The 12,020-nt window shown below is 57.5% G+C and carries 14 protein-coding genes; 5 read left to right on the plus strand and 9 right to left on the minus strand.

Going from position 1 to position 12,020, the window contains the following annotated elements; genetic code table 11:
• Both GXX95_07705 and GXX95_07710 read right to left on the minus strand, forming a co-directional pair.
• Positions 1–266 (minus strand): hypothetical protein (locus GXX95_07705; protein ID NLT38026.1); only part of this gene is annotated, 266 nt, incomplete at its 3' end.
• 455 nt (positions 267–721) lie between these two features.
• Positions 722–1,162 carry a response regulator gene (locus GXX95_07710; protein NLT38027.1) on the minus strand — a complete coding sequence of 147 codons (441 nt, stop codon included), beginning with the start codon at positions 1,160–1,162 and terminating at the stop codon, positions 722–724.
• A gap of 650 nt (positions 1,163–1,812) precedes the next feature.
• Here GXX95_07710 and GXX95_07715 point away from each other — a divergent pair.
• Positions 1,813–2,172, plus strand: a complete 360-nt coding sequence (locus tag GXX95_07715) for a hypothetical protein (GenBank protein NLT38028.1) — start codon at positions 1,813–1,815, stop codon at positions 2,170–2,172.
• Positions 2,173–2,224: 52 nt separating this feature from the next.
• On the opposite strand, the gene GXX95_07720 is transcribed toward GXX95_07715, so the two are convergent.
• Positions 2,225–4,012 (minus strand): M3 family oligoendopeptidase, encoded by a 1,788-nt coding sequence (locus tag GXX95_07720; GenBank protein ID NLT38029.1) that lies wholly within the window; start codon positions 4,010–4,012, stop codon positions 2,225–2,227.
• Between the two features lie 207 nt (positions 4,013–4,219).
• Between GXX95_07720 and GXX95_07725 the strand changes: the two genes are divergently transcribed.
• Complete coding sequence (locus GXX95_07725; GenBank protein NLT38030.1) at positions 4,220–5,557, plus strand: hypothetical protein; 1,338 nt, start codon at positions 4,220–4,222, stop codon at positions 5,555–5,557.
• A gap of 3 nt (positions 5,558–5,560) precedes the next feature.
• On the opposite strand, the gene GXX95_07730 is transcribed toward GXX95_07725, so the two are convergent.
• Entirely contained in the window at positions 5,561–5,974 is a 414-nt protein-coding gene (locus GXX95_07730) for a hotdog fold thioesterase (protein ID NLT38031.1), read from the minus strand.
• Between the two features lie 345 nt (positions 5,975–6,319).
• Here GXX95_07730 and GXX95_07735 point away from each other — a divergent pair, with 345 nt between their 5' ends.
• A complete protein-coding gene (locus GXX95_07735) occupies positions 6,320–6,667 on the plus strand; it encodes a hypothetical protein (GenBank protein ID NLT38032.1) in 348 nt (115 codons plus the stop codon).
• 7 nt (positions 6,668–6,674) lie between these two features.
• Here the strand turns inward: GXX95_07735 and GXX95_07740 are convergent, their stop codons facing one another.
• Positions 6,675–6,899 (minus strand): hypothetical protein, encoded by a 225-nt coding sequence (locus GXX95_07740; GenBank protein NLT38033.1) that lies wholly within the window; start codon positions 6,897–6,899, stop codon positions 6,675–6,677.
• 222 nt (positions 6,900–7,121) lie between these two features.
• Here GXX95_07740 and GXX95_07745 point away from each other — a divergent pair, with 222 nt between their 5' ends.
• Positions 7,122–8,933 carry an ABC-F family ATP-binding cassette domain-containing protein gene (locus tag GXX95_07745; protein NLT38034.1) on the plus strand — a complete coding sequence of 604 codons (1,812 nt, stop codon included), beginning with the start codon at positions 7,122–7,124 and terminating at the stop codon, positions 8,931–8,933.
• Positions 8,934–9,017: 84 nt separating this feature from the next.
• Positions 9,018–9,887 (plus strand): DUF1638 domain-containing protein, encoded by an 870-nt coding sequence (locus GXX95_07750; GenBank protein NLT38035.1) that lies wholly within the window; start codon positions 9,018–9,020, stop codon positions 9,885–9,887.
• On the opposite strand, the gene GXX95_07755 is transcribed toward GXX95_07750, so the two are convergent.
• The 4 genes from GXX95_07755 to GXX95_07770 form a co-directional block, all read right to left on the minus strand.
• On the minus strand, positions 9,863–10,489 hold the full coding sequence (locus GXX95_07755) for a class I SAM-dependent methyltransferase (GenBank protein ID NLT38036.1): 627 nt from the start codon (positions 10,487–10,489) through the stop codon (positions 9,863–9,865). The genes GXX95_07750 and GXX95_07755 overlap by 25 nt on opposite strands.
• A gap of 53 nt (positions 10,490–10,542) precedes the next feature.
• The gene (locus tag GXX95_07760; protein ID NLT38037.1) at positions 10,543–11,283 is read right to left on the minus strand and encodes a PIG-L family deacetylase; all 741 of its coding nucleotides are present in this window, start codon (positions 11,281–11,283) and stop codon (positions 10,543–10,545) included.
• Between the two features lie 114 nt (positions 11,284–11,397).
• Positions 11,398–11,868 (minus strand): hypothetical protein, encoded by a 471-nt coding sequence (locus tag GXX95_07765; GenBank protein ID NLT38038.1) that lies wholly within the window; start codon positions 11,866–11,868, stop codon positions 11,398–11,400.
• Between the two features lie 43 nt (positions 11,869–11,911).
• Positions 11,912–12,020: histidinol dehydrogenase (locus GXX95_07770; protein ID NLT38039.1), on the minus strand; the 109-nt coding region annotated here is incomplete at its 5' end.

The following is a 12,020-nucleotide window of genomic DNA, read 5'->3' on the forward strand; positions in this document are numbered from 1 at the left end:
GAGAACGTCCTGACCGCTCTTTCCTCCGCGGTCTCACCCGTACGTGGTTCCTGGAACTGGGTGACGCTCTCCACTTCCCTCTGAGCTTTTCCTGTCAGCTTTGAGGTATCGGTACCGCTGAACGTTTCCACGGCCCTTTCCTCCGGCGTACCTCCCTCACAGTACTCCTCATGTTTTAGGGGAAGCTCGGGCACCTTCATGTCATGCACTCCGGCCATATGGCCCCGGAGCACCTCTGTCAGCTCCTCCATGTGTTCCGTTTCCACTCGCGTTTCGCATATGGGGCATTTCACATACACTAGTCCTCACCTCCCCGGTCTTTCTTCAAGTGTAAGTATAAATCAGTTATTCACTGCTCACGGGATACACGATTATCATTTTCGATAAGTACTTAAATACAAACTTAGAAAGTAACAAGTTTATAAAACAACTGGATGGCCATCTACATCATCTCCGATTAAGAAGAGAATATCGAGAAGTACTACATATTTGGGCACTGGTCACTTGACCGATGACGGGGCATCGAAGGACGTGGTGCGCCCGAACATGAGGAGCCCTCCTAGTAAGGGAAGATCTCGAACAACTGCCTGTAAAAAGGGATATCCTACCTCATATCCGTGAGACCGACAAAGATGAAAATGGCAGAAATTGAGGTGACCCCAGCACATCTGTGGGCGATTGAGATGTTCAAGGAGCGCGAGGGGCGGATTACATCAAGAACTTAGCCCATGGACCCATCGATCCCATTGCCCTCGTCGGCATACCCCAGGGACCTGGAGCTCATGAACGATAGAAGGGAAGGTACGAGGGTCTCAGCTTCGTCCATGCATGAGGGTTTGATCATGTACATGTCAGCCCCCAAGCTCATGGCCAGTTCTTTATCGTTCATGGCATCGGAACCCGTCAGGACGATGGTAGGGATCGCTGAGAGCTCAGGGTTGTTCATGCGAATCTTCAGGAATTCGAACCCATCCATGCGTGGCATCTTTAGGTCCAGAAGGATCAGGTCCGGTGTGTGGTCCTCGCCTACTGACTCCAGATAGTAGAGTGCCTTCTCCCCGTCACACACGTGCTCGATGACTATCGGTACCGTCGATGTCTCCACCAGGATGCTTATCAGTTTGGCATCACCCATATTGTCTTCGACAAGGAGGATCCTCATAAACCCAACGTCCCCTTTCCTGTGTTAGATCTCCGCTCGTTGTCCAATTTTTGCTGCCACCGCACGACCTTAGGGCTGCGGGGTGATATTGAGCAGCTCACGCTATCACTCTTTTCAAGTTAGATCCAGGCCATGGACCTACAAGGGACAACCTATCTCCTTTGCTCAAGATCTCAAACATCCTGTCCATTTATCGCAGTTACTATTGTATGTCAAAATATTTTATACCGTTACCTTCGACTTTTCCATTCGGTCGACTTTTTGGCCTTTCTTTGCATTTGTGCAAAGGTAACACCGACCGTCCCGCACCTGGACATCCGGGGGGATCGAGATCCTCACCCGGACGAACCTTAGGATATAGGGGGCGTCGCGATCGTTACGAACTTCCACCGTGACTTGATGCCAACTACAGGCATTGTCATGGAGACAGCTCCGGGTGAGTAAGACTCCTTTCAGATCATGCTCTTACAGACCTCTCGGGGATGGGCATCAGCAATGCCCTGGTAGCTCCCTCTCCCGAAGGACAACCACGGACAAAGGCATTAATCAAGCTGGACGCATGGTATTTAGGAAACCTTATTATGACCTTTCCCTTGAAAGGGGAACGATCGCGGTCCTGAGGACCGTGACCTACCACGGTGAATAACTCCATGAGCAACTCCCCCACATATCATAACCCCATCGAGAACCTGGGTCGGACGGCCGCCAGGTTCAGCAAGCAGCTGATGGTGAAGCATGTTCGGATCCCAGGGGTCCGTATACTAGTTAGACATGAGAGGTGCAATGGATGCGGGTCATGCGTCCGCAAGGGATTCTGCCGCGTGGGTGCCATCTCAGTGGTGGATAGGAAGGCCAAGGTCGATGAGAGGGCCTGCCGGGGGTGCACTAGATGCACTCACCTATGCCCCAAGGACGCTCTGGCATTAGAGGTCCGCCCCCCGGCACCGGTCCGTCTCGCCCTGAAGAGGCTGGACCAGGAGCTCACAGGGGTCCTCGGCGAACGCCGCTGATGCACCTCCGTTAACATCTCCTACCAGCACTATACTTAGGCACAGGTGGAGCTCACCTGTCCCCGGCGAACCTTTCCATCATCTGCAGGAACTCCTCGGCCTGGTCGATCCCCTTTTGCCAGAACTCCTCAGAGGTTATGTCGAAGCCCTGGGACTCTGCAAGCTGGGCCGGGGAGCGGCTCGATCCAGATGCTAACAAAGCCTTCATCTTGGGTACGAACTCCCTCCCCTGCTCCTTGTACACCCTGTAGAGGGCGAAAACGAACAGCTGCGCGAAAACGTATGGATAGTTGTAGAAACGGTAGTTGGGGATGTAGTAATGCATCTTCATCGTCCACTCCCACTTCATCTCTGGCAGCCATTCCACAGCATCCCCGTAAACGTCATCGCGCGCTTTGGTCCACAATGCCGCCACCGTTTCCCCGTCCAGGAAGGTCCCGTTCTTTATAGCATCGTACAGGCTCTTTTCGAAGTGGTAGCGGGCGCTGACCTGGAAGGCGGCCATACCGAACTCCTCCCACACAGTATCAAGGACCGCCAGGCGCTCCACGTCCGATGTGGACTCCTTCAGGAGCTGATCGGTGAGCAGGAGCTCTCCGAAGATGGAGCTGGTCTCGGCGATGCAGGACCCGGCGCTGAAGTTGCTGAGGTTCTGCGCGCGTGAGGCCAAATAACCATGGATGGCGTGCCCCAGCTCATGCGCCTGGGTGTAGACGTCGCTCCTCCTGCCGTTGAAGGTTTGTAGCACATAGGCGCTCTTTCCTGAGTACCAGTAGCTGCAGAAGGCCCCGCTGGCCTTCCCCTTGCGAGGCTGCGCATCGATGTGTCTGCGGTCGTACATCTCGCCCACCCATACGGTATACTGTTCATCGAAGGCGGAGTATGCGGCCGTGACCGTGCGTCGGGCGGATCCCCAGTCGTACCTCTTGTCCGGTGCGTTGGGAAGAGGGGAGGAAATGTCCCAGTTGCCAAGCTTCTCCAGGCCCATGAGCCTGGCCTTGAGCTTCAGATAGCGGCGGTATACCATAACGTTCTTCCGCATGACGCTCATCAACGCCTCTATGGCCGCTTCCTCCACATCGTTGTCGAGCAGACTGGGATGGACCGGATCCCCGTACTTACGCCATTCGCACATGTGCAGGTGGTCGGAGCATATCGAGCGCAGGGCCGATGCCCAGAGTATCTCATCCTTGCCCAGTTCCGTGTACACTGTGCTATTGGCATCCCTCCTCTTCCTGCGGTCGGGGTCCGAGTAGAAGCTGATGATCTCGCCGTAAGCTAGGTCCTTGACGCTGCCATCCACCTCTATTCGGAACATGCGTGTTGAAAGCCAGTCCTGCTGCAGCTGGGACCACGCATCCACCCCGTTCTGGTCCTTGGTGATCACAAGACGCTCCTCGGCCTCGGAGAGCAGGTGGGGCACCCTCGCCAGGACCTTTTCCAGGTAGTGGTGGTACTCCGTGAGCACGGGATCGTCCACCAGCTGCGGCCTCCCTTTTATCAGCTCTCCCAGCTCGATATCGGAGAATGCCATCTCCTGGCCAGCCCGGGTCCCGGCGTTCCTGACGGCATCATTGAGCCTCTTGGACACCGGGTCCGTGGAATCGGCGGAGTATGCTAGCTGGCAGAACATGGCGTTCCCCTCGTGCCGAACGTACAGGGCGTCCCTCTCCCCCAGGAACCTCAGAAGGCCTTGGGGGTCCAGACCTGAGATCTTGCCCTGGTATCTCTCCCTGAACTGACGCGTATCTTCGACCAGCTTCTCCAGGCTGGCGACTATAGCATTGGTATTGGTGTCGGTGACAAGCTGTGATAGGTCCCATGTGATAGGTTCGTCCATACTTCAACCTCATCGTTCATGCATCTCTGTAGTTAAATAAAACGGTCCTGTGTTCCACCCAGACGATCCTCATCCTCGCTCTCATGTTCATTGAGCATTCGTTCCACGAAGGACTTTGATGCGGCCAAATATCGTTGGTTGACTCCTGGACCCTGCCAACCGTTATAAGGGGTTGTGTGAAATAACGGTAGCATGGCGCAGGTGTCCTTGAAGGGCCGGACGATCGGCCCCTGGGCCGGGTTCGAAAGGGAGGTGCTCGCTGCCTCAGAGCATGCTGGGTGGGTCCGATATGTGGGACGGCGCCAGGTACAGCTGCGTAAGAGCCCCTTCCTCCCCCCTGACCCCACCCGGACATACGTGCTGCCCGAGGACGTGGTCCTCGACGAGGAGGAGCTGGTGGAGCTGATCGTGGAGCGTCCGCTATATGATGTTCGCTCGCTCGCCAGGGGCTCGGCGTTGGCCGATGATTATGAGAAAGTGTATGATGTCCAGAGCGCCCGCGTTCTCTCGCTTCCCATGCCCCGACCATACCTGGACACCGATGATTTCCTGCACCGCGTCATAATGAACTGGAAGGATGGGGACGAGGACCACCTGGACAAGTCCATCGCCCTGCAGCTCCTCTCCTGCCCCCGGACGGCGATGGGGCCAGGCGGCATTGGCTCTCAGTCCTTCGATCTCTCAGGAGCGTCGAAGGCCCTCGATGACCTGCGCCGCTCCATCGAGGTCAACCTGCCCCTGGAGTTCACGCGGCCTCACCCCCGCTACGAGATGGACTTCCTGTCCACGCCCGCGGACCTGACCTCCTTGCGCAAAAGGGTAGTGTCCGGCGAGGTGGAGGAAGCGTCCTACAACTACCTGAAGATGGTCGACCCATCGCATCATCCCCTCCCGCAGCATGTCCCCACGATCATTTACAACGCCTCCTACCGGCCGGTGAGCAGGGACCCTGACCCTGATGTCCTGGAGTTCCAGCTCTACGGCCTGGCCCTGCGACCGGTGGTCAGCGAGCCCATGCTGGTGCAGATCGAGAAGATGATGGGTTCCATACTCGAGGAGTCGGACCCATCCCTGGCCGGCTACAACATCAGCTTCGACCAGGACGCCCTGGCCAAGATCGCCATGGCCCTCTGCAGGCTGTACCGAAGGGACCGTCTGGACGAGGACATGCTGTCCCAGAGCCGCCAGTGGTTCCGCGAGCTGTACCGGTTCTTTGCGGACCTCCGCATCAACTATGTGCGCCCCGGAGGCTCCTCGAGAGTGGGGGACGAGTACCGGGCCCCTTACGGGCATGAGAGGCAGGGACCCCACGATATGGAGGTACTGCGGGAGATCCACCGCGGCGTGAACGAGGTGGGATTGGATTACGTGTCCTTCACTGGACTCAAGAAGGCGCTGCGGCGCAAGGTCACCGCGGACGAGATCAGGGATTCCATAACGCGGCTGGTCCAGGGTGGAGCGATCATCTCCAAGGAGAACGATAACCTGTTCCGACCGGTGCGGCGCTATGAGACTAGGCTTGCGGACAGGAAGGCGGAGCTGTAGCCCTCACCTGTTCTCCCTCTTTCGTAGCCTGTACCCTATGCCTTGAAAAATGGCCACCAACTGCTCACCGTCATGGACCAGGACCTCATATACTCCGGTGGTACGGCTCTCGCCCACCTTGCGGGCCGTGGCCACGAGGTCCCCCCGGGCCGGCTTCAGGTAGCTTATGCTCACCGTCAGGGCCACCTGGGGGTCCCCTTCGCTGTTGGCCGCCAGCGCGAAGGCCTGGTCCGCCAGCGAGTATACCGCTCCTCCATGTCCGTTCCCCAGGGCATTGGTCATCCCTTTTATGGACATACGCACCACTGCCTCACCGTCGCCTACGGACACGGTCTCCATCTTCAAAGCGATGGCATAGGGGGCGTTCTCGATCTCTTTCAACCTAGCCTCTACCTCACCTGGAAGATTCTTCTTCATGATGCTCAATCAGAGAACGCGCCAAGCATGATGAAGGTAGGGGTCAATGAGCGGCCCCACGCTCCTTCTAGTTAAGGAAGCACCATCGACCTAGGCTCGTACCCAAACGAGAGGCTCTTTGTTTGCTGGAGGTGCAAAGCGGTGCCGAAGGGGGATGGAGCTCCCATGATCGCTGGACCACGGTCCTCGCTCACGGTTCGAACTCGTTCAAAGACGGAGATGAGGGTAGAGCGTAGAATATAGAAGCACCTTGCGGGCAGCGATCACCTCATCGGCCCTAGACTAAACGATATTACATAGAAATATTACCGGCCAGCACAGATGAAATCAGGAGGTTGGAACGTGATGGAGGCACCTATGTTGAGGACCCTCACAGAGAGGAAGTACTACTCGATCGGAGCCTGGATGATCAAGCCGGGGCGGGAGAACGAGTTCGTCTCCACCTGGAACGATTTTGCCCAGTGGACCACCGAGCTGACCGCCGGGGAGTCCATGGGTACGCTGGTCCAGGACGTGGACGAGCCTCGGCTGTTCTACTGCTTCTGGCCGTTCGAGAGCGAGGAGAGGATAAGGAAGTGGAGGTCGGAGCCAAAGTTCCGAGAGCTCATGATGCGAATGCGGGCCTTCTGCGAGTCATGCCATCCCTCGATAGCCCGAGTGGTAGGGACGGTAGGAGGCGAAGCCCCACCCTGAGCTGCCCCTAGCAGCAGGGGAACTCGATCTCCTCATCCTCGTCCGGGCCGACATCGACCCTCTGTATGTTGTTGTTGGAATCGATGTACTTCAGCCGGATGCGGCCTTCCGGAAGCCTGATGACCCTCAGGTCCCGTATGGGAGAGTCTATGAACCCGAGGAAGCCGTCCATATCGGTCCTTCCCTCATAGCTCTTCACGTGGGCATAGATATCACAACGCTTTATCTTCATGTTCCTCGGCCCATCGAATATTGAAGTGCGATTTTACGCTTTCGGTCCTATCATTATTATTGCTGGCCTTTCCTACGATGGGGGCATCGTGCTGCCTCCGAGGGCTGCTGGCAGCAGTGCTGCAGGAGATTCTTCGATTCCCCTTTCAGGACCTAACTTTGTTCACAAGGGTACGCCCTCGATGTGGCTGCTCTCCAGCCCTGAACAGGAAAAGCAAAGCTTATGGGCGATGCCAATATAGGTGGAGGCATGCTCGTCCGCCTGGAAGGTGTCTCCAAGGCCTTCGGTCCCAAGGATATCCTGAAGAACGTCTCCATGCAGATCAATGACAACGATCGTATAGCCCTCGTCGGCCCCAACGGGGCGGGAAAGACCACCTTGTTGAAGATCATCACGGGGGTGGAGAGGGTGGATACCGGTGAGCTCACGTTGAAGACCAACAAGATGGTCTACCTTGCCCAATTCCCCTCCTTCGATGCCGACACCACTGTGGGTGATACCTTGAGCGAGGGGCAGCGCACCGAGGCCCAGGTCCGCATCGAAGAGCTGGAGTCCATAATGACATCCGGTGAGCTGCCGCGGGGAATGGACTGGAACGAGATATCCCTGGAGTATGCGAGGCTCCAGGAAGAGGCGGGCCGCCAGGGCATGAGCGATGCCGAGAGGGCGCTCGAACATATGCGCGAGTTCGGCATCGAGGATAAGCTCAAGGGAAAGGTAGGTGAGCTCAGCGGGGGGGAGAGGACCAAGGTCATGTTGGCCAAGGTGCTGTCACAGGCGGAGAAGGCCGACCTGCTGATACTTGATGAGCCCACCAATCATCTGGACATCGACGCTGTGGAGTGGCTAGAGGACTACCTTCTCGCGTTCAAGGGGGCTGTGCTCATCGTTTCTCACGACCGCTACTTCCTGGACCGCACCGTAACGCGGGTCTATGAGCTGGAAAACGCCAAGCTACGTGATTACCAGGGCAACTACTCACAGTTCGTGGACAAGAAGGCTATTGAGCTGGAAAGGCAGCGCAAGGAGTTCGAGAAGAACGCGAGGGAGAGGGACCGGCAGGCACGGATCGCCGATGAGCAGCACCGCTTGCTGTGGTTCTCCTCCACCCACAAGACCCGGCTGAAAATGCTCGAGCGGATGGAGGTGAAGGAGGCCCCGGACAAGAAGAAGGACCTCACCCTCGATATCAGCACGGCTCAGAAATCCGGGAAGAACGTGGTCATCGCCAGACGCCTCAAGGTGACCCGGGGCGGGAAGGTCATCTTCAAGGACCTGGACCTAGACGTGGACAAGGGGGACAAGATCGGTCTGTTCGGGCCCAACGGTGCCGGGAAGACCACGCTCATCATGGCCTTGCTGGGGGAGCTGCCGGCGAGGGGGGACCTGTGGGTCGCTCCCGGGGCCAGCATAGGGTACTACGCCCAGGGCCAGGACCTCATGGACCCCAAGCTGACCTCGTTGGAGCAGATCAACAAGTCCCTGGAGGGGGAGGCACGAGCCCGGGCAAGGGCATACCTCTACCGTTTCCAGCTGGACCAGAAGGACGCGGAGCGGCCCATTGGCACCCTCTCCGGAGGGGAGAGGGCCAGGGTGGCACTGGCGCTGTTGCTCTCATCGGACCTGAACTTCCTCGTCCTGGACGAGCCCACCAACTACCTCGACCTCATGGCCAAGCATGCGGTGGAGATGGCCCTGGCGGAGTTTCCCGGAACGTTCATCATCGTCACCCATGACCGATACCTCCTGGACTCGGTATGCAGCGAGGTCGCGGAGCTGCGCCAGGGTGCCTTGACAGTCTTCCACGGAAGCTACTCCCAGTACAAGGGCGTGAGGGTCGGGAAGGACGTGGTCGAGGAGGCCGAGGTCTACAAGGTGGTGTCAGGGTTCACGGAATGGGTCTCCAAGAAGAAGTACTCGGTGGGAGAAAGGGTACTGGTGGCGCCCTCGGAAAGGGAGAACTATCAATGGGCGATGGATAACGGCAAGTTGCGCAAGATACCGGGAAAAGAGAGAAAGATCATAAAAAAATGAGACTGGGTTGGCATTGAGATTGTTTAAAATATTCGGACAGTTAATAAAATATGTTATTTACATCCTAGAAGGTCTTGGTGCGACATGGCGCTCGGGAACGTATTATCAATAGTAGGCTGTGTCGTTCTAGCTGACGAGCTGAGCTATATCCTGTCTAGGGACAAGGACCTATCCCGTGCGTTCATAATCGACAATGATGAGGGGCGCCTCCTCAGTGGGATGCTGAAGAAGCAAGATATCGAGACCGAGATCATTGATCCCGGTGAGATGCACCGAGCAAGCATCCAAGACCGCTTTTCAGTTCTGATCTGGCTGAACGATGCCTCCAGCTGCAAGAATGCATTGGACCAGAGGAAAAAAGTGAACTTTTCCATAGCCAACATGGCGGAGCACTCGGGACTGTGCCTGTGCTTCTATGGCCGATGCAACGGGGCATTCGACCGCCTCGATGATCTGGAGGAGGATGTCAGGGTGCCCCTGATGGTCCTCACCGATGTCGCCGGTGATGTTGTAGATGATTGCATGGCGGCGAACATGGGAGGCCAAGCCGAATACCGGAAAACTCTGTCCCGTAATCCCGACACCTTTTTCCTAACACCGGGTTACGTGGAGGATTGGTATAAGGCCCATGAGCATCTGGGCAGGAGGCGGATGAGTCGGTGCGCGCGTTCCCTTCTGCAAGAGAACGGCTACTCTGAGATCATAAAGTTGGACAACGGTCTGGGGGATAGCGAAAGGGTGGAGGAGCACCTGGGATTATTCTCCCGCTGCGAGAGCATCAGGGTGATCAACCGCCTATGCGGGCTGAGCGTTTTCGAGAACACCTACTCCATTGCAAAGAAGATGTTGGCAGAGATGAGGCCGCGTACCCTGGCCCCGTTCCTCATGCGGACCGGTCCCATGGTATACCGTACCAACAGTAATTCGGTTCAACACATGGGCAGAACGGTCTGATAGACCCCTACCCATTCGGCCCGGACATGCTCTGATCCACGGTACCTCTTCTTCTGCACTATTTCCTCGAGGGAGACCTCCAGGAAGCTACCCATCAGTTGAGAGAGCTCGCTACGCTCAAAGTAGTGGGTGAGGATGCCGTTCCCTCTTATGTATGAGCCAGGTTCAACCTCCTCTCCCTTCCCCGCCCGCATGTCCCGGCACGAGAAGGTCCTCACGACGACCTTGCCTCCGGGGACCGTTACCCTCTCGATCTCCCCTACTGCCTTCCCCATGTCCTCAGCTACAAGATGCCCCAGGACGTGCACTGCAAACACATGGTCGAAGCGGTGGTCGGAAAAGGGCAGATGGCGGACATCGCCCTCCACGAGATCCAGCTTTCCAGAGCGAACATCGGCACGGCAACGATCGAGGCCCGGTCGGGAGAAGTCCAGTCCCACTACCCGTTCAGCGCTCCGAACGAGGGCCCTCGCGGTCTTGCCGTTTCCGCATCCCAGCTCCAGGACCGTTCCGCTGACCTCGGAGGATGCAGGGCCGGGGGGTCCCTTCCACATGGGATCTGGTCGGGAGTAGTTCTCGTTCCAGGATCGTCTATGGTCCATGATCATCTGGAGATGTGACGAGCGTATTAATACGGCTCGCCATCGCACCGTTGCTACTGGTCGTTCCCCTGCGGCCGGGAGAAGGCCTCGCAGAACTGCACCTCGGGACCGCGTCCTATCGACAAGTATGCATTGAGGCCCATGACCTTGGACACGTAGTCCTCGCGGTCCTGCTGGGTACGGTGCTCCCGCATAGCCTTCTCCTTGTACGCCATGGTCTTGGTTATGTCCACCACCACGTCCGGGCGCACTGCGTTGTGTACGCCGAACCGCAGCACCTCCACCGCCTCTCCGGCAGTGGCGGCAAGGACGATTTCGTACGCCGCGCGATGGTCAGGATGGCCTGCGTCAGGATCGGGGACCAACACCAGGCTGGGGTTATAGGCCTGCATCGCCTCCCTGGCCTCCTTTATGGTGATGCGGTCGCAGCGCAGGCCTCCTTCTGGACGGTTCATGAACTGCAGGTTCGCTATGCCAAGTACCGTGGCGGAGTTGACCGATTCCAATCTTCTGATGGAGGCTGTCTCCTCGGGACTCATGGTGGGGCAGCCGAAGCGTCCATCGGTCATGTATATCGCAAGTATGTTGCATCCACTCTCAAACAGGAGCCGGGTCGTGCCTCCACATCCCAGGGTGTCATCCTCTGGATGCGGCGAGAATATCATGACCCTCTCCCCGATATAGCGGTCCAGGGAGATGAGGGGCGGCCTGTAGGATGAGGTTTCCGTCCCTCCATCTGCAGACGTCGCTGCAGGTGCCTTCGTATCCTGTTTTTCTCCGTTCGAGACGTTCAATGAGATTCCACTATCCTCCCATGATATAATCCTTCCACCGTCAGGTGGCGGTTTTGATTTCCTGAGGCACTCCTGGATGAAGGATGCTGACCGGAGGACGAGATGCGAGGAATGTCAGGGATCGGTCGCCGAGATCATGAACCAGGAGAGGAGGATAATGGGACCCAGAGCGGGATGACCTTGCTCGATCGTGACCACTCCTCGGGGGCGCCTGCTCTTTACGTCCCGGTGGACCGTGAACAATGTTCCTTTACCTTCCTCCATTACGATCCAGTCCTCCCCCTGACCTGTACGCTCCCAGCTGAGGTCAGGCGTCCCCTTGTACGAGATGGTCCCCTTGCCCAGTGAGTCGATGGATAGAACGGCGAGGTCTTCCTTTTCACCAACGATGTTCATGGCCGCTCCTGGGACACGCAGGCCACCCTTGCGGAGCACGTAGTCCGTTCCTCCGAAGGAGCCTCTCATGGAGGTACCGAAGAATGCTGGCGATGATAAGGTCGCAACCGTTTCGCTTTCCCTGCGCAGCTCCCAGTCCATCTTCCAGGCCTTGGGCCTTGTCCACTCGTACCTGCCGCTCATTTCCATGGGATCCACCTCGCACGAGCGATCAACATTACCTCGCACATCTCTATCCTTCATCGGATTGACGGCGTATGCTCACCGAGCGCGCGTGCGCATGCAGCCCCTCGGCCTTCGCCAGCTTGATCACGGTGTCGGCAAGGAACTCCAATCCCTCC

Source organism: Methanomassiliicoccus sp., from assembly GCA_012719175.1.
Taxonomy (GTDB): Archaea; Thermoplasmatota; Thermoplasmata; order Methanomassiliicoccales; family Methanomassiliicoccaceae; genus UBA6.

Bases quoted from the DNA above. Each gene is read 5' to 3' on its own strand.
- GXX95_07765 (NLT38038.1), bottom strand. From the start codon at position 11,868: ATGGAAATGAGCGGCAGGTACGAGTGGACAAGGCCCAAGGCCTGGAAG.
- GXX95_07710 (NLT38027.1), bottom strand. From the start codon at position 1,162: ATGAGGATCCTCCTTGTCGAAGACAATATGGGTGATGCCAAACTGATA.
- GXX95_07730 (NLT38031.1), bottom strand. From the start codon at position 5,974: ATGAAGAAGAATCTTCCAGGTGAGGTAGAGGCTAGGTTGAAAGAGATC.
- GXX95_07715 (NLT38028.1), top strand. From the start codon at position 1,813: ATGAGCAACTCCCCCACATATCATAACCCCATCGAGAACCTGGGTCGG.
- GXX95_07720 (NLT38029.1), bottom strand. From the start codon at position 4,012: ATGGACGAACCTATCACATGGGACCTATCACAGCTTGTCACCGACACC.
- GXX95_07735 (NLT38032.1), top strand. From the start codon at position 6,320: ATGGAGGCACCTATGTTGAGGACCCTCACAGAGAGGAAGTACTACTCG.
- GXX95_07750 (NLT38035.1), top strand. From the start codon at position 9,018: ATGGCGCTCGGGAACGTATTATCAATAGTAGGCTGTGTCGTTCTAGCT.
- GXX95_07740 (NLT38033.1), bottom strand. From the start codon at position 6,899: ATGAAGATAAAGCGTTGTGATATCTATGCCCACGTGAAGAGCTATGAG.
- GXX95_07745 (NLT38034.1), top strand. From the start codon at position 7,122: ATGGGCGATGCCAATATAGGTGGAGGCATGCTCGTCCGCCTGGAAGGT.
- GXX95_07755 (NLT38036.1), bottom strand. From the start codon at position 10,489: ATGGACCATAGACGATCCTGGAACGAGAACTACTCCCGACCAGATCCC.